Source organism: Bradyrhizobium sp. USDA 4532, assembly GCF_024171315.1.
GTDB lineage: Bacteria > Pseudomonadota > Alphaproteobacteria > Rhizobiales > Xanthobacteraceae > Bradyrhizobium > Bradyrhizobium australafricanum.
On record NZ_JALJZN010000001.1, the window covers coordinates 5057497 to 5080430 of the forward strand.

Consider the following 22934-nt stretch of genomic DNA (forward strand, 5'->3'; position numbering starts at 1 on the left):
TACGCATCATGGGACCCCCTAACGGGAGCGAAACTCGCACGTGCGCCCAACCGTTCCCGGGAAGCCGAGTTATTTTTGCCGCAGGGGCAGCCGGTTGGCGCGGCTCCCGCACCGCGAATCGGTGAAACAACCCCATGCACAGTACGTGATCGGTCTTCGCCAGCCCCTGAAACGGGGGAAGGTCGGGATTGGGGTCAGCTGATCCCCACCCGCTTTGCTCTGGCGAGCAAAGCCACCTCCCCTTTTTCGAGGGGAGATGGAAGAAGCGCAGCGCGTCCTAGCGCCGCTCGATGACCAGGCTCTGGACCGCCTGGCCGAAATAGCCGCGCTGATCGGCGAGCCGCGACATTGCAAGCCCGGCGCCGTCGGGCCCGATCCAGGACTGGCCGTCGAGCAGGATCCAGTCGCCGACCGGCTCGCGCGCCAGGCTCACCGAGAGATCAGCGTTGATGAAGGTCCATTGGCTGAAATCGAGCGCCGGCGAGGTGCCGTTGGAGAAGTCCGAGGCAACCACTGCCCGCATCGCCTGCGAGACGGCGGCGCCCGCAATCAGCGGGCGGTCGACGCGGAACCATATCGCGCCAGGTCCCGTCACGCCGAAGCGGCCGCGCGCGGCCCGCATCGAGATGCATTTCACGAACGGACTGTTCGCAAGATTGCCCGGCTCGATCATACTTTCGTCGGGGCCCGGCAGATCGACGGCAAGCGCTGTGATGTCAGGCGGCAATTCGGCCGTCTGTTGCTTGATCTTGAGCACGGTGGCCGAAACCACGAGAACGCCGTCGGCAAGCAGCCTGACGCCACAGAGCTGGATCTTGCGGCCGTCGCGCAGGATCTCGCTCGAAACGGTCAGCGGCGCCACCGGCACCGGGCGCATCAGGTCGATGGTGACGCGCGCGATCCGCATCGGCACCGGCGTCGGAAGGGCTTCGGCCGCCCACACCACCAGCGCTGCCGGTGCGGAGCCATGCTGCATCCGCGGATCCCACGGACCCGCGGCGTCGGGACTGGTGACGACGCGGTCGCCGTCGACGCGAAAGATCGGTTCCATCACAGCATGATCCGGAAAAGTGGGACGCAGTTTTCCCCGCGACAAACGCGAAGCGTTTGCGCGTGGATCATGCTGAAATGAAGAGCTGAAGCGCGATGACGATTCATCATGATCTCATCGCGCTTCAGGCAAGCGCCGGATCGACGGCTTCGTCGTACTCCTTCTTGAACCGGCCAATCAGCTCGGCCGCGGGCACCACCTTGGAGATGCTGCCGACGCCCTGGCCGGAGCCCCAGATCTCTTTCCACGCCTTCGGCTTGGCGCGCTCGCCGGATGCATCGGTGCCGAAGCTCATCTTGGAGGGATCGGAGATCGGCAGGTTTTCCGGATCCATGCCGGCCGCGACGATCGACGGCTTCAAATAATTGCCGTGCACGCCGGTGAACAGGTTGGAGTAGACGATGTCCTCGGCGGACGAATTGGTGATCATGTCCTTGTAGCCCTCGACCGCGTTTGCCTCCTTGGTCGCGATGAAGGCGGAGCCGATATAGGCGAAGTCGGCGCCGATGATGCGCGCGGCGCGGATGGCGCGGCCGTTGGAAATGGTGCCCGACAGCGCGATCGGCCCGTCGAACCATTGCCGCGTCTCCGCTACGAACGGGAACGGCGACAGCGTGCCGGCATGACCGCCGGCGCCGGCCGCGACCAGGATCAGGCCGTCGGCGCCCTTCTCGATCGCCTTGTGCGCGAACTTCTGGTTGATCACGTCGTGGAAGACGATGCCGCCCCAGCCGTGGACGGCCTGGTTGAGCTCCTCGCGCGCGCCGAGCGAGGAGATGATCATCGGCACCTTGTGCTTCTCGCAAAGCGCCATGTCGTGATCGAGCCGGTTGTTCGACTTGTGCACGATCTGGTTCACCGCGAACGGCGCCGACGGCCGTTCCGGATGCGCCTTGTCATAGGCGGCGAGCTCTTCCTTGATCCGGTACAGCCATTCGTCGAGCAACTCCGGCGGCCGCGCGTTCAACGCCGGAAACGAGCCGACCACGCCGGCCTTGCACTGCGCGATAACGAGGTCGGGCACGGAGATGATGAACAGCGGCGCCCCGATCACGGGAAGAGACAGGCGGCCCTTGAACAGAGCAGGCATGGACATTTGAAGCGGATCCTCAAGCGTTGGTCGTTGATTGGTCTCGAATGCTGACCGTCATACCAACAAGGCAATCTTTCCAGTGTCAAGTATTGCGTTTTGGCGCTGCAAAAAAGATGACAAATCCTCATCCTGAAACCGTGTTTTCGCGGGCGCCTGGCATCCCAGACGCAAAGCCTGGCCGCCGCTATTGGCAGACCGCCCGTGTCACGAAATTTTCCGTCCTGCAGTCGTTCGGGCCGCGCTTGTGGCCCGGCAGATAGACCAGCGGCGAGCATTTCTCGGAGGCGTCGGTATCGATGCCCTTACCTTCCCGAAACCCCTTGCTCTGGCACAGCCGGTCGGCGCCGATCTTGCAGTCCGGCGCACCGTTCGAGGCCACCACGCAGGCCGCGCGTCCGGTCACCACCGTCGAGGGGCGCGCGATGTTCGACAAATCGTTGATGGTCTCGCCGGGGCTCTTCAGCGGCGGCAGCGCCGATTTCGACTTCTCGAACAGCTTTCCGATTTCGTTGATCAGCCCGGGATTCTCGCGCTCGACCGGCGCCGGCGGCAGCTCGATCTGTTGCTGCTGGGATTCAACGGGCTGCGGCGACGGCGACTGCACGCCGAGCGCGGGCGGCGCGGATTGCGCCCATCCTCCGTCGACCGCAGGCAGCGCCATCGACAGTGCAAGGCCCGCCATCGCAACGCGCGCCCTGGCGGGATTGAGTCTCGCAGGATTCACCGGTCGTCGATTCCATCGGCCATCGCAGCGAGCGTAGTCCGAAGCCGTCCGTGGACAAAGACGCGAACGACTAGAACTTTGGTCAGATCAGCTTGAATGCGACGACAAAGCCCAGCACCAGCACGATCGCGCCGATCGCGACCCACAGGCCGAGCCGCTTCTCGAGTTCGGCGCGGATGAAATCGCCATAGCGGTTGAGCAGCACCGCGACGAAGAAGAAGCGGCCGCCGCGCGCGACGATCGAGCACAGGATGAACAGCCAGATGTTGTAGCCGGCAAAGCCCGAGGTGATCGTCACGAGCTTGTAGGGGATCGGCGTCAGTCCCTTCAGCAGGATGATCACGGCGCCCCATTCGGCGTAGGAGGCGCGGAACGCGTCGACCTTGTCGGAGAGACCGTAGAGATGGATGAGCCACTGCCCGAGCGAGTCGTAGAGCAGTGCGCCGATCGCGTAACCGAGCACGCCGCCGGCAACCGACGCCACCGTGCAGACCGCGGCGAACCACCACGCGCGCTTCGGCCGCGCCAGCGACATCGGCAGCAGCATGATGTCGGGAGGGATCGGGAAGAAGGAGCTCTCGGCGAAGGCGACGGCCGCGAGAATCCACAGCGCATAGGGCTTGTCGGCCGCCTCGACGCACCAGTCGTAAGTCCGTTTCAACATGGGCGCGATGAACCATCATGGAGCGGATTTGTCCATGCCGGGATTGAGCTGAAATTTGGTTGATTTACGGCTACCGTTTGCGCAGCCGGTTCTCCAGCGCGACAATTCGGCGCCGAACCACCGGGACCGGCCCCGGTTTGGGCAGCTTGACCGGCGACTTCGGCAGCTTCTCGGCGATCCCGAGCAGCCGTTCGCGCCGCTCCATCTCGCGCCAGACATCCTCCGGCTTCACGCCGGCCGACGCCCAGAGAACGGCGAGGTTGTAGAACAGGTCGGCGCTTTCGCGAATGACGGCATCCGACTTGCCGCTGACGGCGTCGATCACCACTTCGATCGCTTCCTCGGCGAGCTTCTTGGCCATCTTGGCCGGCCCGCGCTGGAACAGCCGTGCCGTGCGCGACGTAGCCGGATCAAGCTCCTTGGCCGCGATCACCGCTTGGTAAAGCCGCTCGATCGAATCACTCATGCTTCGAGCCTAATCGAAACGCGTCGCCAGCGTGTTAACGGCGACGACGAAAAAATCCACCGGGCCGCGGCCGGTGGATTGGATGCTTTGTGACAGTTCTGAGAACCGCCGACGGCCGTCAGTACGGCTGATACGGCAGTTGCGACCGCCGCCCGTAATAGCCGCGGTAACCATAGTACGGTCCGCCGCCGTAGTAGACCGGGCCGCCACCATAGTAGACGGGACCACCGTAGTAGCCCGGGCCACCATAGTAGCCGTAGGAGTCGTAATAGTCGCGACGGCTCTGGGCTGCGGCGATCGCGAGGCCCGTGCCGACGATCCCGGCGAACGCAGCCGCAGCCGCTGCGCCACCGCCGCCATAGTAGCGATGGCGGGCACTGATGTCGGTCGCGCCGCTCGTGCCTTGTGACGTCGTCACAGCGGTCGCCTTGCCTGCCGAAGCGGAGCCTGCGAACGCCATCGTCGGCTCGACGGCCGTCAACGTCACTGCAGCAACCGTTGCCAATGTGGCTGCGCGGCCAATGGACGAAAAAACACCTTTTCGCGCAAACATTGCAGTCATCCTTTGTGGAAGCTGGCCCGACGGGCCTTGGTTAGCTAACCCACTGCCTCCAGATTAGGTTCCCCAAACCGAATGCAAGCTGAACGACCTGAGGTGAAAACATGGCAAGCCGAAGCCTGGCAGTCATCGACCGTTCACCTTGCCTGGGGCAAAATGCCTGCAAATAACGCTTGAAATTGACGCTTGCTCTGGCGCATTCGATGTCATGAAGCAGGCGCGCCGGCGCGGCACTTTGTCTCGCCTCCCGGATGTCATGATGCAGGTAAGTCGGACCACCGTTCTCCGCTGGATGCTGGCCGGCATGATCGGCCTCGCAGGAGGCGTGTGGCCGGCGCTGACGCCGCTGCGCGCCAGCGATCCGCCGCCGCCGCTCACCATCCAGTTCACGCTCGACCGTCCGCTTGATGCCGCCGCAGCGCCATTTGTGATGGCGTTATCCGGCGGCCTGTTCAGCGCCGAGGGCCTCAGCGTCGGCACCAACGTCGCGACCAGCTCGGCGGATGCCATCGCGCGCGTCGCCGACGGCTCGAGCGATTTCGCCCTCGTCGACATCAACTCGCTGATCCGCTTTCGCGACGAGCCCGGTGCTGCGCCCGTCAAGGCGGTGTTCGTGCTGTTCAACCAGGCGCCTTATGCGATCATCGCGCGCAAGAGCCGCGGCATCAGGACGCTGACCGACATGCAGGGCAAGAGCCTCGGCGTCGCCGAGGGCGACCTCTCGATCCGGCTATGGCCCGCGGTCGCGAAGCAGAACGGCATCAAGCTGTCGAGCGTGAAGCAGAGCACGATCAGCGCCGCGGTGCGCGAGCCGATGCTCTCCGCCGGCCAGGTCGATGCCGTCACCGGCTTCTCCTATCTCTCGGCGATCAATTTGCGCGATCGCGGCGTGCCCGCCGACGATCTCGCGGTGCTGCGCTTCGCCGACTATGGCTGCGAGGCCTACGGCTTTGCCGTGATCGTCAGCCCGCGCCTTGCCGCCGCGAAGCCGGATGCGGTGAAAGGATTCGTGCGCGCGGCAATCCGCGGCACCAACCTCGCGATCAAGGATCCGGCCCGCGCCGCCGGCGAGGTCGCGAGCCGCATGGATGGCGGCTCGCGCGATCTGGAGCTGGAGCGGCTGAACGCCATCATCCGCGACAACATCCTGACCAGCGAGGTGAAGCGCGACGGCATCGGCGGCATCGAAGCGGAGCGCTTCGAGCGCTCGGTCGACCAGCTCGCGGAGGACTTCAAATTCCAGAAGCGGCCGCACGCCGCCGACATCTTCGACGAGGCTTTCCTGCCGCCGATCGACGGCCGGCTGGTGAATTGACGGCTCCGCTCTGCTCGTCATGCCCGGGCTTGACCCGGGCATCCACGTCTTCGATGACCGCCTGCAAGAAAGGCATGGATGGCCGGGTCAAGCCCGGCCATGACGGAGTGCGATGCACCGCCGGCCGCTGGCCCTGCATCGCGAACACTGATTAAATTGCATTCTCGCCTGATCGGGCGCCCACCGCTGACGAGTGCCGCCGGCATGTCCATGCTTCGCCTCTATACCCGCGTCCTCGAACTGCTCGGCAAGGAGGCGCGGCTCGGCTGGATCCTGGCCATCGCCAACGTGCTACTCGCCGGCGCGCAATTCGCCGAGCCGGTGCTGTTCGGCAAGATCGTCGACGTGCTGTCGGGCCGGCCGGTCACCGGGCTGTTCGCGACCTCCTCGGCATGGCCGCTGCTCGTCGCCTGGGCGGTGTTCGGCCTGTTCACGATCGGCTGCAGCGCGATCGTGGCGCTGCAGGCCGACCGGCTGGCGCACCGCCAGCGCCAGGCGGTGCTGACCGATTATTTCGAGCACATCCTGCAGCTGCCGCTGACCTTCCATTCCGGCACCCATTCCGGGCGGCTGATGAAGGTGATGCTGAACGGCACCGACGCGCTGTGGCGGCTCTGGCTCGGCTTCTTCCGCGAGCATTTCGCCGCGATCATGTCGCTGATCGTGCTGCTACCGCTTTCGCTCTACATCAACTGGCGGCTGGCGATCCTGCTGTTCGGGCTCTGCGTCGTGTTCACCGTGCTGACCACGCTGGTGGTGCGCAAGACCTACGGCATGCAGAGCGAGGTCGAGGCCTATTACAGCGACCTCTCGGCACGCGCCTCGGACGCGCTCGGCAATGTCGCGCTGGTGCAGAGCTTCGTGCGGATCGATTCCGAGGTGCAGGGCCTGCGCTACGTCGCCGACAAGCTGCTCGCGGTGCAGATGCCGGTGCTGTCATGGTGGGCGCTGGTCACCGTGATCACACGCGCCTCGACCACGATCACGGTGCTCGCGATCTTCACCGTCGGCATCGCGCTGCATAACCAGGACCTCACCACGGTCGGCGAGATCGTGATGTTCGTCTCGTTCGCCACCATGCTGATCCAGAAGCTCGAGCAGGTGGTCAGCTTCATCAACAACGTGTTCATGGAAGCGCCGCGCCTGCAGGAGTTCTTCGACGTGCTCGACGCAGTGCCGGCGGTGCGCGACCGGCCCGGCGCGGTCGATCCCGGACGGCTGTCCGGCCTCGTCGAGTTCGACGACGTCTCGTTCTCCTATGACGGCAAGCGGCCGGCGATCGAGGATCTCAGCTTCACCGCTCTGCCGGGCCAGACCATCGCGCTGGTCGGCTCGACCGGCGCCGGCAAGTCCACCGCGATCGCGCTGCTGCATCGCGCGTTCGATCCGCAATCGGGCATCATCAGGATCGACGGTATGGACATACGCGCACTGAAGCTGACGGCGCTGCGGCGAAACATCGGCGTGGTGTTCCAGGAGGCGCTGCTGTTCAACCGCTCGCTCGCCGACAATCTGCGCGTCGGCAAGCCCGACGCCACCGACGAGGAGCTGCGCATCGCCGCGGCGCGCGCGCAGGCGCTGGATTTCATCGAGCGCAGCGAAAAGAAGTTCGATACCCATGCCGGCGAACGCGGCCGCATGCTGTCCGGCGGCGAACGCCAGCGGCTGTCGATCGCGCGTGCGCTGCTGAAGGATCCGCCGATCCTGATCCTCGACGAGGCCACCAGCGCCCTCGACGCCGTCACCGAGGCCAAGGTGAATGCCGCTCTCGACGAAGTGATGAAGGGCCGTACCACCTTCGTGATCGCGCACCGCCTGTCCACCATCCGCCACGCCACCCGCATCCTGCTGTTCGACCAGGGGCGGGTGATCGAAAGCGGAACTTTCGATGAACTGGTGGCGAAAGGCGGGCGTTTTGCCGAGCTGGCGCGGGCCCAGTTCATGGTCCAGGAACAGGCGCGCGCCGGCATCGAGACACCATAATTCCCGCCTTTCCAATTGAGGCGGCTGCCGAAATTCAGCCGATTTCGTCCACGATATAATTCCCCAGCCTCTGTTCTCTGCTGGCAAGCCGGTATAGGGTTTGCATCGCCGCAATGCGGCGCCGGACACGCTTGAAACCCGTACGTCACAATCGCAAGACCTCCTTTTTTCAAGGCGGGTCTCAAAGGACCGGAACCGGATTCGTGCACCTTCCTCGCCCGTCATTGAAATGGATTCTGGCCGTCGCGATGCTCGCCATCGCCGCGCCGCAAATGGCGCAAGCCGAGGCACTGCTGGTTGTCGAGGCCGATTCCGGAAAGGTGCTGCAGGCCGACAATGCGACGATGCCGTGGTACCCGGCTTCGCTCAGCAAGATGATGACGGCCTATGTGACGCTGAAGGCGGTCAAGGACGGCCGCGTCTCGCTCGACACGCTGCTCACGGTGTCGCCGACCGCGTCGTCGCAGTCGCCATCGAAGATGGGCTTCCGGCCCGGCACCCAGGTCACCGTCGACAACGCGCTGAAGATGATGCTGGTGAAGTCGGCCAACGACATGGCCGTGGTGCTGGCCGAGGGCATCGGCGGTTCGATCGACGGCTTTGCCGGGATGATGAACCAGACCGCGCAAAGGCTCGGCATGACGCAAACGAGCTACGTCAATCCGAATGGCCTGCCCGCCGACGGCCAGATCACCTCGGCGCGCGACATGGCGATCCTCGCCCGCGCCATCATCCGCGACCTGCCGGAATACGAGTATTTCGTCCACATCCCGTCGATCCGCTTCGGCCGCCGCATCACCCAGAACTTCAACAAGCTGATCGGCCGCTATCCCGGCGCCGACGGCTTCAAGACCGGCTTCATCTGCGCCTCCGGCTATAATCTCGTGGCGTCGGCGACGCGCGACGGCAAGCGGCTGATCGCCGTGGTGCTCGGCGCCTCCTCGGGCCGCATGCGCGCGATCCGCGCCGCGCAGCTCCTGGACCGCGGCTTTGCCAACAATGGGATGGCGTGGCTGCGGCCCTCGCTCGGCACCGTCGACAATCTGGTGCCGATTGATTCCACGCCGCCGAACCTGCGCGAGGAGATGTGCGGTCCCAAGCACAAGCGGCCCGCCAGCGACGAGGACGCAGAAGACACCGTCGCCAGCGCCGGAAGCTCCAGCACCAATGGCGACGGCGGCGTCAGCTTCTTCGCCTCGGGCCTGCAGGCTGCGATGCCGACCAAGCCGGCCGACATGCTGGCGCAGCCGGCCGCGGCCTCCGAGCCGGTCGTGGTTTATACGGGGCCGACCAAGACCGGTGCTGCGTTGATCGCCGCGGTCGAGGCCGACACCGAGAAGATGCAGCCGGTCAAGCGCGCCAAGGGCAAGCACAGCCGCGTCGCGCGCAAGAAGCCCGATGCGGCCGATGACGCGAAGGCCGACACCAAGGGTGCCTCCAAGTCGGACAGCAAGCCGGCGGCGGCCAAGCCCGCGCGTCACGCCAACGCCAAGCCGGATGCCGCAGCTGCGAAGACGGCCGCGGCGGACAAGCCCGCCGCCGCAAAGCCGGCCGGCAAGCCGGCGGCGGCAAAGCCGGCCGCCAAGCCCAAGACTGCGGCCGACAAACCCAAGGCTGCCGACAAGCCGAAAGCCGACGCCAAGCCGGCCGGCTAGCACAGCGCCCGCCCGTCATTTCCGACCGTCATTTTCTCCAATGCGTCGATAACGCGCAGCGGCTTGCCATTGGCCGCGGCATCGCTCAATACTGACTGAAATAACGCGGCCAAAAGTCGGAAAACCCGGAAGCAATCCGGGACATCAGCCAAATTTGAGAGAGGGGATTGACCATCATGGAGCGCATCTGGCTCAAGCATTATCCGGCCGGCGTGCCCGCGGATATCGACGTCACGCAATATTCGTCGCTGGTCGAATTGCTGGAAGAAAGCTTCAAGAAATTCGCCGATCGCAAGGCGTTCATCTGCATGGACAAGGCGATCACCTATCGCGAGCTCGACGGGATGTCGACGGCGCTCGGCGCCTACCTGCAGAGCAAGGGCCTGCAGAAGGGCGCGCGGGTCGCGCTGATGATGCCGAACGTGCTGCAATATCCGATCGCGACCGCCGCCGTGCTCCGCGCCGGCTTTGCCGTGGTCAACGTCAATCCGCTCTACACCCCGCGCGAACTCGAGCACCAGCTCAAGGATTCCGGCGCCGAGGCGATCATCGTGCTGGAGAACTTTGCCACCACCGTGCAGAAGGTGCTTCCCAATACCGCGGTCAAGCACGTGATCGTCGGCAGCATGGGCGACCTGCTCGGCCTCAAGGGCGTGATCGTCAATCTGGTGGTGCGCCGGGTGAAGAAGATGGTGCCGGCCTGGTCGATCCCCGGCGCCGTCGGCTTCAACGAGGCGCTGTCGGCCGGCCGCGCCGCCAAGCTCAACAAACCGACGCTGACGCTCGATGACGTCGCCTTCCTGCAATATACCGGCGGCACCACCGGCGTCTCCAAGGGCGCGACCCTGCTCCACCGCAACATCCTGGCCAACGTGTTGCAGAACGACGCCTGGCTGCAGCCGGCGCTGGCGAAGCCGCCGATCGTCGAACAGATGGTCATCGTCTGCGCGCTGCCGCTCTATCACGTCTTCGCGCTCACCGCCTGCTATCTGCTGGGCATGCGGGCCGGCGGCACCAATCTGCTGATTCCGAATCCGCGCGACATGGCGGGCTTCGTCAAGGAGCTGTCGAAGTACCAGGTCAGCTTCTTCCCGGCGGTCAACACCCTCTACAATGGCCTGCTGAACACGCCCGGATTCGACAAGCTCGACTTCTCCAAGCTGAAGATCGCCAACGGCGGCGGCATGGCGACGCAAAGGCCGGTCGCCGAGAAATGGTTGAAGGTTACGGGCATCTCGTTGTCGGAAGGCTATGGCCTGTCGGAGACGTCGCCGACCCTGACATGCAATCCTGCCACGATCGAGGAGTTCTCCGGGACGATCGGCCTTCCCGTCCCCTCGACCTGGCTCTCGATCCGCGACGATGACGGCAATGAGTTGCCGATCGGCGAGGCCGGCGAAATCTGCGCCAAGGGCCCGCAGGTGATGGCGGGCTACTGGAACAGGCCCGACGAGACCGCGCGCGTGATGACCGCGGACGGCTATTTCCGCACCGGCGACATCGGCGTGATGGACGAGAAGGGCTACACCAAGATCGTCGATCGCAAGAAGGACATGATCCTGGTCTCCGGCTTCAACGTCTATCCGAACGAGATCGAGGAAGTGATCGCAAGCCATCCTGGCGTGCTCGAATGCGCCGTGATCGGGGTGCCCGACGCGAAGTCCGGCGAAGCGGTGAAGGCCTTCGTGGTCAAGAAGGACCCGAACATCACCGCCGAGGACATCATCAAGTTCAGCGCCACCCAGCTCACCGCCTACAAGGTGCCGAAGCAGATCGAGTTCAGGACCGACCTGCCGAAGACCAATGTCGGCAAGATCCTGCGCCGCGAGCTGCGCGACGAGAAGAAGGCCGCGGCCTAAGGCGTGAGTGGACTGACGTTCGATGTCTGACGCAAGCCTCGCGACGCCGGCTGACGTGCTTGGCTTCTGGCGGAATGCCGGCCGCGACCGCTGGTACAAGCACGACGACGCCTTCGATGCCGAGATCCGCAGCCGCTTCCTTGCCACCTGGCAGAAGGCGGCTGCCGGCGAATTGTCGTCATGGGAGGCGAGCGATGAGGGCGCGCTGGCGCTGACCATCGTGCTCGACCAGTTTCCGCGAAACCTGTTTCGAGGCGACGCCAGGACCTTTTCAAGCGATGCGCTGGCGCGTGAAGTGGCAAGGCGCGCCATCGACCGCGGCGTCGATGCGCGGACCGCCCCCGTGCTGCGCGAATTCCTCTATCTGCCGTTCGAGCATTCGGAGGACCTCGACGACCAGCAGCGCTGCGTGACGCTGTTCGGGCAATATGACTGCCATCCCGACAACCTGAAATACGCCGAGGACCACGCCGACATCATCCGCCGGTTCGGCCGCTTCCCGCACCGGAATCGCGTGCTGGGCCGGCAGACCACGGCCGAGGAGCAGGCCTTTCTCGACGCCGGCGGGTTTTCCGGCTGATGACGGAACGGTGACCAGAGGTTCCGATTGAATCGGAACGGGGCTCTAGATTCTTGTTTTGACGCGTTTTCTTCACGCGAACCGGTATCCACTTCGCTCGAAAACGCTTTGGCCTCCGGCATTGCCGTTCTTCGGCGAGCCCGTATTGTGCCGTGCTGTAGCCGGGTTTAAGACAGTTCCGCTTCACCGAGGGAGAACAACGATGACGATCAATGTTGGCGACAAGCTGCCGGAGGCCAAGTTTCGCGTGATGACCGCCGAGGGTCCGCAGGTCAAAACCACCGACGACATTTTCAAGGGCAAGAAGGTCGCCCTGTTCGCCGTGCCCGGCGCCTACACCGGCACCTGCCACAAGATGCATCTGCCGAGCATCTTCCTCAACGCCTATGCCATGAAGAACAAGGGCGTCGACACCATCGCGATCGTCTCGGTCAACGACGCCTTCGTGATGAACGCCTGGAAGCGCGACACCGACCAGCGCGACGAAGCCGTCTTCCTCGCCGACGGCAACGCCGACTTCGCCAAGGCGATCGGCATGGAGCTCGACGCCTCCGGCAACGGCCTCGGCATCCGCTCCAAGCGCTACTCGATGCTGGTCGAGGACGGCGTGGTGAAGAAGCTCAACCTCGAGCCCGCCCCGGGCAAGGTCGAGGTCTCCGGCGGCGACACGCTGCTCGGTCAGTTGTAGTTTTCTGTCGTTCCGGGGCGGTGCGAAGCGCCGAACCCGGAACCTCGAGATTCCGGGGGTCGATGCTGACGCATCGCTCCGGAATGACGAGGTGACGATCGTAGCGTCGTAGGGTTGGCAAAGCGCAAGCGTGCCCAACCTACGATCGAGCACCTCTGGAATACTGGATCGACCGCCTTCGCGGGCGATGACGGTTTTGAGGACTGGCGGTGGCCGCGATCGCGGACGCGACGGCGCGCCCTACCCCTTCAGCCGCGCCATCGCCACGCCTTCGCGCGCCAGCTCGTCGGCGCGTTCGTTCTCAGTGTGGCCGGCGTGGCCCTTGATCCAGTGCCAGCGCACCTCATGCGGCTTCAGCGCGGCGTCCAGACGCTGCCACAGCTCGACATTCTTGACCGGCTTCTTGTCGGCGGTGCGCCAGCCGTTGCGCTTCCAGCCATGGATCCAGCCGGTGATGCCCTGGCGGACATACTGGCTGTCGGTGGTGAGATCGACCACACAGGGCTTCTTCAAGGCTTCGAGCGCCGAGATCGCCGCCATCAGCTCCATGCGATTATTGGTCGTGTGCGCCTCGCCGCCCTTCAATTCCTTCTCGACCTCGCCGAATCTGAGGATCGCGCCCCAGCCGCCCGGCCCCGGATTTCCGGAGCAGGCACCATCGGTGAAAACAGTCACATGCGGCTTTTCGCTCACGCCGCGCACCCGGCCGGCGTGACGCCGTAGTCGTTGATAGCAGCGACGCTCTGCTGGAAGCGCAGCTTGCGGACATATTCCAGCGGGTCCTTCGGCTGCACCAGCGCGCCTTCGGGCACGTTGAGGAAATCGACCAGGCGCGTCAGCAGGAAGCGCATCGCGGCACCGCGCGCGAGCAGCGGCAGCGCGGCCTCTTCCGCCGCCGACAGCGGACGCTCGCGGCCATAGGCGTTGAGCAATGCGCGCGCCTTGGTGACGTTGAAGGAATGATCCGGCTCGAAGCACCAAGCGTTGAGGCAGATCGCGACGTCGTAGGCCAGGATGTCGTTGCAGGCGAACGGGAAGTCGATCAGGCCCGAGAGCCTGTCGCCCAGAAAAAACACGTTGTCGGGAAACAGGTCGGCATGGATCACGCCGACCGGCAGATCGGTCGGCCAGGCGGCTTCGAGATGATCGAGCTCGCGCGCGATGAAGTCGTGCAAGCCCGGCTGCACGCTGTCGGCCCGCGCGGCGGCGAGATCGAACAGCGGCCGCCAGCCGGAGACCGACAGCGGATTGTTGCGGACCAGCGGAAAATCCCGGCCGGCAACGTGCATTTTGGCCAGCGCCTCGCCGACGCCGGAGCAATGCGCCACGTTCGGCCGCCGCGGCCACACGCCCTCGAGGAAGTTGATGATCGCGGCGGGCCGGCCGGCGAGCCGGCTAGTGACCTCGCCCTTGCGGTTGCGCGCCGGCTGCGGGCACGACACGCCGCGCTCGGCGAGATGGGCCATCAGCGACAGGAAATACGGCAGGTCGTCCTCCGCCACGCGCTTTTCATAGAGCGTGAGGATGTAGGCGCCCTGGCTGGTGTGCAGCAGGAAGTTCGAATTCTCGACGCCCTCGGCGATGCCCTTGTAGGAGAGCAGTTCGCCGATGTCGTAGCTTTTGAGGAATTCCGCGAGGTCTTCGGCGGCAACGTCGGTGTAGACCGCCATATGGTCTATTCCGCCGCGGCAGCGTCAGGCCGCAGCGAACGCGGCAGCGGGAAGAACTCGTTCTCCTCCGCGGCCGAGACCGTCTCCACGTGCAGTTCATAGCGCTCGGCGAAGGCGCCCATGATCTCCTCGACGATCACTTCCGGCGCAGAGGCGCCCGCGGTGATGCCGAGGCTCGTGATGCCTTCGAACCTGCTCCAGTCGATGTCGCTGGCGCGCTGGGCGAGCACGGCGATCGGACAGCCCTCGCGCTCGGCGACCTCGCGCAGGCGCTGCGAGTTCGACGAGTTCGGCGCGCCGACCACGATCAGGGCGTCGACCACCGGCGCCACCTTCTTGACCGCGAGCTGACGGTTGGTGGTCGCGTAGCAGATGTCCTCCTTGTGCGGACCATTGACGTTCGGGAAGCGCTGCTTGAGCAGCGTCACGATCTCCGCGGTGTCGTCGATCGACAGCGTGGTCTGGGTCACGAAGGCGAGGTTGTTGGGGTCCTTCGGAACAAAGGTCTTGGCGTCCTCGGCGGTCTCGATCAGGGTCACGGCGCCCGCCGGCAGCTGCCCCAGCGTGCCGACCACCTCGGGGTGGTGGGAATGGCCGATCAGCAAGATCTCGCGGCCGCGCTTGAAATGGATCGCCGCCTCGCGGTGGACCTTGGTCACCAGCGGGCAGGTCGCGTCCAACGAGAAGAAATTGCGGGATTTGGCCTCGGCGGGAACCGATTTCGGAACGCCGTGGGCCGAAAACACCACCGGCGCGTTGGTATCGTCGGGAATTTCGGCCAATTCCTCGACGAAAATGGCGCCTTTGGTCTTCAGGCTGTCGACCACATACTTGTTATGGACGATTTCGTGCCGGACATAGACCGGCGCACCATAAATGGTGAGGGCACGTTCGACCGTGTCGATGGCACGGACCACCCCGGCACAAAAGCCGCGGGGGGAACAAAGCACGATTCTAAGGTCGGGTTTTTTAGCTGACATCGGGCTGTCTCGGGGCAATCTCGGGACCGAATCACCCCTCGCCGGCGGGCGGGGAACGGCCAATTTGAGTAAGGACTTGGGACTGCTTTCGGGCGCTGTCAAGGCGATTTTGCTGGCCCATTGCGCCATTCCCCCCGGAGGGCTTATATAGGCCCTATAATTCCCGTCATCGCCGATGACTACCAGCTTCGCCTCGACAGAGGTGGGCGAAGCACAAAGGAGATTTGCCATGAGCAACGCACCGCTGATGCCGAAGGCGACTGCCGTGTGGTTGGTCGACAATACCGCCCTGACCTTCGATCAGGTGGCCGATTTTACCAAAATGCACCCCCTCGAGGTCCGCGCCATCGCCGACGGCGACGCCGCCCAGGGCATCAAGGGCATGGACCCGATTTCCAACGGCCAGCTGACCCGCGAGGAGATCGAGCGCGGCGAGCGCGACCAGAACTACCGCCTCAGGCTCCAGGAGAGCAAGGTGGTGCTGCCCTCCGCCGCCAAGAAGAAGGGCCCGCGCTACACCCCGGTGTCGCGCCGCCATGAGCGTCCGAGCGCGATCCTCTGGCTGGTCCGCAACCATCCCGAGCTGAAGGACGCCCAGATCATGCGTCTGGTCGGCACCACCAAGACCACGATCGCCAGCGTACGCGACCGCACCCACTGGAACGCCTCGACCCTGACCCCGATGGACCCGGTGACGCTCGGCCTGTGCTCGCAGATCGAGCTCGATTTCGAGGTGCAGCGCGCCGCCAAGGAGAAGCCGACCACCACGGTCTACGGCGGCGCCACGCTGCTGCCGGCCTCCGAGACCACGCGCAAGGACGAGCTGGACGATCAGCCGATCGAGCGCCACGACGATCTCAACGTCGATGCCGTGTTCGCCAAGCTGAAGACGATCGGCGGCAAGAAGCCCGCCGACGACGAAGAGTAAGCGCGGATCGCGCAACTCGAAGCGCAGAATACGAAACGCGGCAGGGCAACCTGCCGCGTTTTTGCTTGGAAGCGCATGCGATGGGCGTGACGGCGACCGTCGGCGCGGCTCAATGCCGGTCGGGATTGTTCATCATGTATTCGCCGAGATCGCGCTGCCGCCGATCGGTGCGGGCTTCGGCGTTCTGGCGCTGCACGTCGCGGTTCTTGCGGCAGGCGACGTAATCAGGCGAGCCGACCGCCACCTTGCCGCCGGCCTGGCAGTACTGATCGTCGTCGCCCATGCTCTCCGCGATCGGCGATCGGCCGCGTTCGAGGCAGCCTGCAAGCAGCGGCAGCGCGAGCAGCAAGGCGAGAGGCGCGCGTGCGGAAATGGATCGCATCCGTGGGTCCGTATCTCGTGGCATATGACAGGGAGGCCGGGATGACCCGGCAATCCATCAAAATCAAGGCCGTTTTGCTTCCGAATGCGGAAGTCTTGTTCCACAGGTGCCGACCTCAGGCGCGGGAGGTGCCAGCACTCCCTCGCCCGCTCTTGCGGGGTCGAGACGAGCGCTGCTCGCTCTTAGAGGGTTGGGGTGAGGGGCCGCCTCCGCAGAATGAAGCAGCGAGCGCGCGGAGCCCCCCTCACCCGGATCGCATTGCCATGCGACCCGGCCTCTCCCCGCAAGCGGGGCGAGGCAACAAGAGCTACGCCTTCCCCTTCAGCGCCTCGCCGATTTCGTCGAGCACCTTCGGGTCCTCGATCGTCGCCGGCATGGTCCAGGGCTCGCCGTCGGCGATCTTCTTGATGGTGCCGCGCAGGATCTTGCCGGAGCGGGTCTTCGGCAGCCGCGCCACCGTGATCGCGAGCTTGAACGCGGCGACCGGCCCGAGCTTGTCGCGCACCAGCGCCACGACGTCCTTCTCGACCTCGGCGGGCTGCTTGGTCACGCCGGCCTTCAGCACCAGGAAGCCGCAGGGCACCTCGCCCTTGATCGCGTCCTTGACGCCGAGCACGGCGCATTCGGCAACGTCGGGATGCGAGGCGAGGATCTCCTCCATGCCGCCGGTGGAGAGCCGGTGGCCGGCGACATTGATGATGTCATCGGTGCGGCCCATCACCCAGACATAGCCGCCCTCATCCTTGTAGCCGGCATCCGAGGTCTTGTAGTAGCCGGGGAATTCCGAGAGATAGGCGTCCCTGAAGCGATCGTCCTGCTGCCACAGCGTCGGCAGGCAGCCCGGCGGCATCGGCAGCTTGATGACGATCGAGCCCATCGTGCCAGCCGCCACCGGCTTCGCCGCCTCGTCGACGATGTCGACCTGATAGCCCGGCATCGGCACCGTGGGCGAGCCGTGCTTGACCGGCAGCTGGCCGAGCCCGACCGGATTGCCGGCGATGCACCAGCCGGTCTCGGTCTGCCACCAGTGGTCGATGACCGGCACCTTCAGCTGCTGCTCGGCCCACTCCACGGTCGGCGGATCGGCGCGCTCGCCGGCGAGGAACAGGGTGCGGAAGCTCGAGAGATCGTAATTCCGGATGAACTTGCCTTCGGGGTCTTCCTTCTTGATCGCGCGGAACGCGGTCGGCGCGGTGAAGAAGGCGACCGCCTTGTGCTCGCTGATCACGCGCCAGAACGCGCCGGCATCCGGCGTGCCGATCGGCTTGCCCTCGTACATGATGGTGGTCGCGCCGTGGATCAGCGGGCCATAGACGATGTAGGAATGGCCGACCACCCAGCCGATGTCGGAGCCGCACCACCAGATCTCGCCGGGCTTCACGCCGTAGAGATTGTGCATCGACCATTTCAGCGCGACGAGATGACCACCATTGTCGCGCACCACGCCCTTCGGGATTCCGGTCGTGCCCGACGTGTAGAGGATGTAGAGCGGATCGGTGGCGGCTACCGGCACGCACGGCGCGGCCTTGCCGGCGTCGAATGCGGCGCGGCGCAGCGTCGCCCAGTCATGATCGCGGCCCGCGGTGAGCTCGCAAGCCTGCTGCGGCCGCTGCAGGATGATGCAGGTCTCGGGCTTGCTGCCGGCCAGGCGGATCGCCTCGTCGAGCAGCGGCTTGTATTGCACGATGCGCCCGGGCTCGATGCCGCAGCTCGCCGAGAAGATCAGCTTCGGCTTGGCGTCATCGATGCGGGTCGCAAGCTCCTTGGCCGCGAAGCCGCCGAACACCACGCTGTGCACCGCGCCGATCCGCGCGCAGGCGAGCATCGCGACGACGGCCTCCGGCACCATCGGCATATAGAGGATGACGCGATCGCCCTTCGCCACGCCGAAATCCTGCATCACCGCAGCCAGCGTCTGCACCTCCTCCAACAATTCGGAATAGGTGAACTTGGTGATCGTGTTGGTGAGCGGCGAATCGTGGATCAGCGCGACCTGGCTGGCGCGGCCGCCGGCGACATGGCGATCCAGCGCGTTGTAGCAGGTGTTGACCACGGCGCCGGCGAACCAGCGCCCGTAGGCGCCCATGGAGGGATCGAAGATCTTCTTGGCCGGCTCGATCCAGTCGATCTCGCGCGCCGCTTCCGCCCAAAAGCCCTCGGGGTCCCGGAGCGAGCGGGCATACACCTCATGATACCGGCTCTGCTGGATATTCATCGCGTTTCTCCCTCGCGCGGTCGCGCGTCATTTGCCGACCATTGTCACGGGAAGGGGCGCCGTTTCAAGCCGAAATGACCGCGACCTTCGGCCGGGTCGGAGCAAAGCGTTTTCGAGCGAGGTGGGTCCCGGTTCGCGTGAAGAAAACGCGTCAAAACAAGAATCTAGAGCTCATTCCGCTTCGATCGGAACGGAGCACTAGTAGCCGTCGACGCCGTTGATCCGCTGCAGCCGCTCGCGCATCGCCCTTTCCAGGTCGTAGCCCGGCTTGCCGAAATCGGCATTGCGGTGGGCGATGAACTGATCCTGCGCGCGCTGCAGCTCACGCGCCTGGCGCGGATTCTGCGTCTCGCGCACCGTGCGGAAGGTGGATGCGACGATCTCGCGATCGAGATCGGCAAGCGTGGGATTGGCGCAGATTGCCTTCTCCACCGGCCGGCGCGCCTTGCGGCAATCGAAGCTCGGCTTGCCGGCGACCGCCATCATGGCGCCGATCCGCTCCAGCTCCAGCGACAGCGATTTGTAGTTGGCCCTGGCGGCGGCGTGATTGGGGTCGAGCTTGACGGCAGCACCAAAATCCAGGATCGCCTTCGGCCGGTCGCCCTTGCGGCGCCACAGTTCGCCGCGCGCATTTTGCGCATCGGCGAGCGATGGATCGAGCTTGAGCACGGTGTCATAGTCCGCGATCGCACGATCGATCATCTGCTTGCGGTCATAGGCGCCCGCCCGCGCCATCAGCGCCTTGACGCGATCGGGCCTCGTCGCCTTCTCATTGTCGATCAGCGCGCCGCAGACATCGATGGTCTTGTCGTCATCGGCGGCCGCTGCCGCCGCGATGCAGGGGCCGGCGTTGGCTTGCACATCCTCGCCCGGTTCGCTGCCGGTGGCGCGCGCAACGCCCGTCATCAGCGCGCCCGACAGGCCGACACAGACCAGCATCGCGGCCAGATTTGCAGGTTTGCGTCGCATCCCGATCGCCGACAAGACATCCCTCTCTTGCGCCCGAACCGCCGGCCCCTGATGGCCGGCAGCGCGCCATTTGCCGCAAAACCACACGCTGGATTATACGTCAATTGCGACGATCGGCTGCATCGGGGGTTCGGCTTGCTCACATTCGAATGGATCATCGGGCTGTTGCTCGCGGCGGTGGCGCTATCGGCGTTGGCGCGGCGGATCAAGGTGCCCTACCCGACCTTCCTGGCGCTCGGCGGCGTGCTGCTGACGCTGCTGCCGTGGGCCCCGACCTGGGCGCTGGAACCGAAACTGGCGCTGGCGCTGTTCGTCGCACCGGTGCTGCTCGATGCCGCGTTCGACACTTCGCTGCGCGATCTCCGCAACAACTGGCTGCCGGTCTCGACGCTGGTGGTGGTCGCGGTCGGCGTCACCACGGCGGCGGTCGCGGTGGTCGCACATTGGCTGCGCCCGGACATGCCATGGGCGGTTGCAATCGCGCTCGGCGCCATCGTGGCGCCGCCGGATGCGGCCGCAGCCACCGCGATCCTGCGCCAGGTCAACCTGCCCTATCGGATCCAGAAGATCCTCGAAGGAGAAAGCCTGCTCAACGATGCCAGCGCGCTGCTCATCTATCGCGTCGCGGTCGGCCTCGTCGCCGCCGAGCACATGAAGATCCGCGAGTTCGTGCCGTCCATCACGATTGCGCTGGTCGGCAGCCTCGCCGCCGGCTTCCTGTTCGCGCAACTCTGGATGATGATCACGCGTCGCATCACCGAGGCACCGAGCGCGATCATCACGCAGTTCGGCGGCACTTTCATGGTGTGGATCATTGCCGAGCATCTCGGGCTGTCCGGCATCCTCACCATCATCGCCTATGCGATCACCATCTCGCGCACCGCGCCGGCCCGCACATCGGCGCGGCTGCGCGTGTCGTCCTACGCGGTGTGGGAAACCGTCGTGTTCGTGCTCAACGTGCTCGCCTTCATGCTGATCGGCCTGCAGTTGCGCCCGATCTGGTCCGGACTCGACGACGAGGTGCGGTGGAAATATTGCAGCTTTGCCGCCGCGATCCTCGCCGTCGTGATCCTCGCTCGCATCCTCTGGGTGATGCCCTACGGCGCGCTGCTGCGCACACTGAAGGCGCGCAACCTGCTGCCGGCCCACGTGGTGGACGCCGTGCCGACCTTGAAGCGCGGCTTCATCGTGTCCTGGTGCGGAATGCGCGGCATCGTCACGCTGGCGGCGGCGTTTGCGCTCCCTGAATGGTTTCCGTATCGCGATCTGATCCTGCTGACGGCGTTTGCCGTAGTGCTCGGTTCGCTCGTGATCCAGGGACTGACGCTGCGGCCGTTGATCCTGGCGTTGAATTTCGCGGACGACGATCCGGTCGGACGCGAGGCGGCCCATGCCCGCGGCGTGGTGTTTCGCGCCGCGCTCGACGAGATCGACGCCGACCCGTCGGAAGAGGCCGAGATCCTGCGGCTCGAATATCGCGCCGTGCTGCTGCGCGCGGAGAATGATCCCGACGGCGGCCTGACCTCACGCGAGCTGCCGTCGGATCCGCTGCGCCGCCGCGCCATCGCCGCGGCGCGTCAGGCATTGCTCAATCTGCGCCGCACCGAAGCGATCGGCGACGACGCATTCCATCTGGTCGAGGAAGAGCTCGACCGCGCCGAGCTCAGCGTGGAGGCCTAAAGCGCCATGAGGTTCGGATGAATAGCCGCCGCGACAGCACTGCGCTCCCTCTCCCCGTTCTTTACGGGGAGAGGGTTGGGGTGAGGGGCTGTCTCCGCGTAACCGGCGATAGTTGCGCTTGTGGAGACTCCCCCTCACCCGGAACGCATCTGACGATGCGTTCCGACCTCTCCCCGCACGCGCAGGGGTGTCCGGGGAATGATTCACTGTGTCGCGGTGCATGCTCGGCAGGACCGAGGCAAATCGGTCTTTTCTGGTTGTCGAGACACAGAGGGCCGAGCATGCGATATCGCGGTAGCATTTTTGGAAGGCTGCTTGAACCGATCAATCGACGGCAGTTTCAGACGGTTGTGGATCGTCTGGACGGGGATGCCTACGACAAGTCGTTCAGGAGCTGGGATCATCTGGTGGCGCTGATCTATGCCCAGCTTAGCGGCAACAGCAGTCTGCGCGGGGTGGTGACTGGCTTCAACGCCAATTCGCAGCATCACTATCACTTGGGAACCGGCAAGCTGTCGCGCTCGACGTTGTCCGATGCCAATGCCCGCCGTCCGATCGGCATTTTCGCGCAAACCTTTGCGGCGCTGTCGGCGATGGCGCGTCGCCAGCTGCGGAGTGAAGGCATGGAGATGGTGCGTCTGATCGACGCCAGTCCGATCCCGCTCGGCAAGGTCTGCAGTTGGGCGACGTGGAACGGCCGCATCCGCGGCATGAAGCTGCATGTCGTCTACGACCCAAGGAGCGATGTCCCGACCTGCGTCGAGATGACGGCCGCGAACGTCAATGACATCGAGATCGGCCGACAGACCCCAATCCAGCCCGCCACCACCTATGTGTTTGACAAGGGCTATTGCCGTTTCGACTGGTGGCAGAAGATCAATGATAGCAAGGCTTTCTTCGTTACCCGGGCGAAGACGAGCATCCGTCTTCGCTCGCTCAGGCATCGCGCCATCCGCAAGCGTAACGGGGATGGCTTCGAAATCCTTGCCGATGACGAGGTGAAGCTCACCAGCAAGGGCGATTCGCGCCTTCCAATCCCGCTCCGCCGCATCAAGATCAGACGCGAGAAAGGCGGCAAGATCACACTCCTGACCAACGACCTTGCCCGTAGCGCCGTCGAGATCGCCGCCCTCTACAAGAGCCGATGGCAAATCGAGCTGCTGTTCCGCTGGATCAAGCAGCATCTCGATATTCGCAAGTTCCTCGGCGCCAACGACAACGCGATCCGCCTTCAGGTGCTCGCTGCGATGATTGCCTACCTGCTGCTGCGCATCGCCGCTCACACCAACTGCATCAAAATGCTCCCGCTCAGGTTCGCCGAACTCGTCGGCCAGCTCCTGCTCACGCGTCGATCCCTCGCTGCCATCGACAAACCTCCGCCCATCAACCCCGGCCGTCGGAAATCAACCATCTCACCTGACCAGATGGAGCTCCACTATGCCTGAATTTCCCCGGACACCCCTGCCGCACGCG

General features: G+C 65.0%; 21 protein-coding genes. 9 read left to right on the plus strand and 12 right to left on the minus strand.

Going from position 1 to position 22934, the window contains the following annotated elements:
* Window positions 1-277: 277 nt before the first annotated feature.
* From J2R76_RS23225 to J2R76_RS23250, 6 genes are all read right to left on the minus strand, one after another.
* The gene (locus J2R76_RS23225; protein ID WP_076825194.1) at window positions 278-1051 is read right to left on the minus strand and encodes a thioesterase family protein; all 774 of its coding nucleotides are present in this window, start codon (window positions 1049-1051) and stop codon (window positions 278-280) included.
* A 124-nt stretch (window positions 1052-1175) separates the two neighbouring features.
* Window positions 1176-2147 (minus strand): nitronate monooxygenase family protein, encoded by a 972-nt coding sequence (locus J2R76_RS23230; RefSeq protein WP_057016396.1) that lies wholly within the window; start codon window positions 2145-2147, stop codon window positions 1176-1178.
* Window positions 2148-2328: 181 nt separating this feature from the next.
* On the minus strand, window positions 2329-2868 hold the full coding sequence (locus tag J2R76_RS23235) for a hypothetical protein (protein ID WP_375166527.1): 540 nt from the start codon (window positions 2866-2868) through the stop codon (window positions 2329-2331).
* A gap of 82 nt (window positions 2869-2950) precedes the next feature.
* Entirely contained in the window at window positions 2951-3532 is a 582-nt protein-coding gene (locus J2R76_RS23240; RefSeq protein WP_028334775.1) for a YqaA family protein, read from the minus strand.
* Between the two features lie 70 nt (window positions 3533-3602).
* Entirely contained in the window at window positions 3603-3998 is a 396-nt protein-coding gene (hisE, locus tag J2R76_RS23245) for a phosphoribosyl-ATP diphosphatase (protein WP_229190266.1), read from the minus strand.
* 118 nt (window positions 3999-4116) lie between these two features.
* Window positions 4117-4551, minus strand: a complete 435-nt coding sequence (locus tag J2R76_RS23250) for a hypothetical protein (protein ID WP_253625028.1) — start codon at window positions 4549-4551, stop codon at window positions 4117-4119.
* A gap of 265 nt (window positions 4552-4816) precedes the next feature.
* On the opposite strand from J2R76_RS23250, the gene J2R76_RS23255 reads away from it, so the two are divergent.
* The 6 genes from J2R76_RS23255 (at window position 4817) to J2R76_RS23280 (ending at window position 12637) form a co-directional block, all read left to right on the plus strand.
* Window positions 4817-5872 carry an ABC transporter substrate-binding protein gene (locus tag J2R76_RS23255; protein WP_057016434.1) on the plus strand — a complete coding sequence of 352 codons (1056 nt, stop codon included), beginning with the start codon at window positions 4817-4819 and terminating at the stop codon, window positions 5870-5872.
* 204 nt (window positions 5873-6076) lie between these two features.
* Window positions 6077-7855 (plus strand): glucan ABC transporter ATP-binding protein/ permease, encoded by a 1779-nt coding sequence (locus J2R76_RS23260; protein ID WP_253625029.1) that lies wholly within the window; start codon window positions 6077-6079, stop codon window positions 7853-7855.
* Window positions 7856-8058: 203 nt separating this feature from the next.
* Complete coding sequence (locus J2R76_RS23265; protein ID WP_375166528.1) at window positions 8059-9510, plus strand: D-alanyl-D-alanine carboxypeptidase family protein; 1452 nt, start codon at window positions 8059-8061, stop codon at window positions 9508-9510.
* A gap of 176 nt (window positions 9511-9686) precedes the next feature.
* Entirely contained in the window at window positions 9687-11369 is a 1683-nt protein-coding gene (locus J2R76_RS23270; RefSeq protein ID WP_092087920.1) for a long-chain fatty acid--CoA ligase, read from the plus strand.
* Window positions 11370-11391: 22 nt separating this feature from the next.
* A complete protein-coding gene (locus J2R76_RS23275; protein ID WP_057016402.1) occupies window positions 11392-11949 on the plus strand; it encodes a DUF924 family protein in 558 nt (185 codons plus the stop codon).
* A 202-nt stretch (window positions 11950-12151) separates the two neighbouring features.
* Window positions 12152-12637, plus strand: coding sequence for a peroxiredoxin (locus J2R76_RS23280; protein WP_018269652.1), 486 nt, complete (start codon window positions 12152-12154; stop codon window positions 12635-12637).
* 240 nt (window positions 12638-12877) lie between these two features.
* On the opposite strand, the gene rnhA is transcribed toward J2R76_RS23280, so the two are convergent.
* The 3 genes from rnhA to ispH are packed head-to-tail and all read right to left on the minus strand — an operon-like array spanning window position 12878 to window position 15287.
* Window positions 12878-13330 carry a ribonuclease HI gene (rnhA, locus tag J2R76_RS23285; protein WP_057016435.1) on the minus strand — a complete coding sequence of 151 codons (453 nt, stop codon included), beginning with the start codon at window positions 13328-13330 and terminating at the stop codon, window positions 12878-12880.
* Complete coding sequence (locus J2R76_RS23290) at window positions 13327-14307, minus strand: homoserine kinase (protein WP_057016403.1); 981 nt, start codon at window positions 14305-14307, stop codon at window positions 13327-13329. The genes rnhA and J2R76_RS23290 overlap by 4 nt, the downstream gene beginning before the upstream one ends.
* Before the next feature lie 5 nt (window positions 14308-14312).
* Window positions 14313-15287, minus strand: a complete 975-nt coding sequence (ispH, locus tag J2R76_RS23295) for a 4-hydroxy-3-methylbut-2-enyl diphosphate reductase (protein WP_057016404.1) — start codon at window positions 15285-15287, stop codon at window positions 14313-14315.
* A gap of 229 nt (window positions 15288-15516) precedes the next feature.
* Between ispH and J2R76_RS23300 the strand changes: the two genes are divergently transcribed.
* Window positions 15517-16215, plus strand: a complete 699-nt coding sequence (locus J2R76_RS23300; protein WP_057016405.1) for a DUF1013 domain-containing protein — start codon at window positions 15517-15519, stop codon at window positions 16213-16215.
* A 109-nt stretch (window positions 16216-16324) separates the two neighbouring features.
* On the opposite strand, the gene J2R76_RS23305 is transcribed toward J2R76_RS23300, so the two are convergent.
* The 3 genes from J2R76_RS23305 to J2R76_RS23315 form a co-directional block, all read right to left on the minus strand.
* Entirely contained in the window at window positions 16325-16597 is a 273-nt protein-coding gene (locus J2R76_RS23305) for a hypothetical protein (protein WP_075969207.1), read from the minus strand.
* A 307-nt stretch (window positions 16598-16904) separates the two neighbouring features.
* Window positions 16905-18812: a propionyl-CoA synthetase gene (locus tag J2R76_RS23310; RefSeq protein ID WP_253625030.1), complete on the minus strand. Its 1908-nt coding sequence runs from the start codon at window positions 18810-18812 to the stop codon at window positions 16905-16907.
* A 198-nt stretch (window positions 18813-19010) separates the two neighbouring features.
* Window positions 19011-19781, minus strand: coding sequence for a hypothetical protein (locus J2R76_RS23315; protein WP_253625031.1), 771 nt, complete (start codon window positions 19779-19781; stop codon window positions 19011-19013).
* 135 nt (window positions 19782-19916) lie between these two features.
* On the opposite strand from J2R76_RS23315, the gene J2R76_RS23320 reads away from it, so the two are divergent.
* Together J2R76_RS23320 and J2R76_RS23325 are read left to right on the plus strand one after the other, a co-directional pair.
* On the plus strand, window positions 19917-21461 hold the full coding sequence (locus J2R76_RS23320) for a sodium:proton antiporter (protein WP_253625032.1): 1545 nt from the start codon (window positions 19917-19919) through the stop codon (window positions 21459-21461).
* A gap of 281 nt (window positions 21462-21742) precedes the next feature.
* Window positions 21743-22906, plus strand: coding sequence for an IS4 family transposase (locus tag J2R76_RS23325; protein WP_253626080.1), 1164 nt, complete (start codon window positions 21743-21745; stop codon window positions 22904-22906).
* Window positions 22907-22934 lie beyond the last annotated feature (28 nt).

Excerpts from the sequence above, each read along its gene's own strand:
- J2R76_RS23305 (WP_075969207.1), bottom strand. The coding sequence starts at position 16,597 with ATGCGATCCATTTCCGCACGCGCGCCTCTCGCCTTGCTGCTCGCGCTG.
- J2R76_RS23250 (WP_253625028.1), bottom strand. The coding sequence starts at position 4,551 with ATGTTTGCGCGAAAAGGTGTTTTTTCGTCCATTGGCCGCGCAGCCACA.
- hisE (WP_229190266.1), bottom strand. The coding sequence starts at position 3,998 with ATGAGTGATTCGATCGAGCGGCTTTACCAAGCGGTGATCGCGGCCAAG.
- J2R76_RS23310 (WP_253625030.1), bottom strand. The coding sequence starts at position 18,812 with ATGAATATCCAGCAGAGCCGGTATCATGAGGTGTATGCCCGCTCGCTC.
- J2R76_RS23300 (WP_057016405.1), top strand. The coding sequence starts at position 15,517 with ATGAGCAACGCACCGCTGATGCCGAAGGCGACTGCCGTGTGGTTGGTC.
- J2R76_RS23280 (WP_018269652.1), top strand. The coding sequence starts at position 12,152 with ATGACGATCAATGTTGGCGACAAGCTGCCGGAGGCCAAGTTTCGCGTG.
- J2R76_RS23240 (WP_028334775.1), bottom strand. The coding sequence starts at position 3,532 with ATGTTGAAACGGACTTACGACTGGTGCGTCGAGGCGGCCGACAAGCCC.
- J2R76_RS23275 (WP_057016402.1), top strand. The coding sequence starts at position 11,392 with ATGTCTGACGCAAGCCTCGCGACGCCGGCTGACGTGCTTGGCTTCTGG.
- ispH (WP_057016404.1), bottom strand. The coding sequence starts at position 15,287 with ATGTCAGCTAAAAAACCCGACCTTAGAATCGTGCTTTGTTCCCCCCGC.
- J2R76_RS23315 (WP_253625031.1), bottom strand. The coding sequence starts at position 19,781 with ATGCGACGCAAACCTGCAAATCTGGCCGCGATGCTGGTCTGTGTCGGC.
- J2R76_RS23260 (WP_253625029.1), top strand. The coding sequence starts at position 6,077 with ATGTCCATGCTTCGCCTCTATACCCGCGTCCTCGAACTGCTCGGCAAG.
- J2R76_RS23255 (WP_057016434.1), top strand. The coding sequence starts at position 4,817 with ATGCAGGTAAGTCGGACCACCGTTCTCCGCTGGATGCTGGCCGGCATG.
- J2R76_RS23225 (WP_076825194.1), bottom strand. The coding sequence starts at position 1,051 with ATGGAACCGATCTTTCGCGTCGACGGCGACCGCGTCGTCACCAGTCCC.
- J2R76_RS23325 (WP_253626080.1), top strand. The coding sequence starts at position 21,743 with ATGCGATATCGCGGTAGCATTTTTGGAAGGCTGCTTGAACCGATCAAT.
- J2R76_RS23230 (WP_057016396.1), bottom strand. The coding sequence starts at position 2,147 with ATGTCCATGCCTGCTCTGTTCAAGGGCCGCCTGTCTCTTCCCGTGATC.
- J2R76_RS23290 (WP_057016403.1), bottom strand. The coding sequence starts at position 14,307 with ATGGCGGTCTACACCGACGTTGCCGCCGAAGACCTCGCGGAATTCCTC.
- J2R76_RS23270 (WP_092087920.1), top strand. The coding sequence starts at position 9,687 with ATGGAGCGCATCTGGCTCAAGCATTATCCGGCCGGCGTGCCCGCGGAT.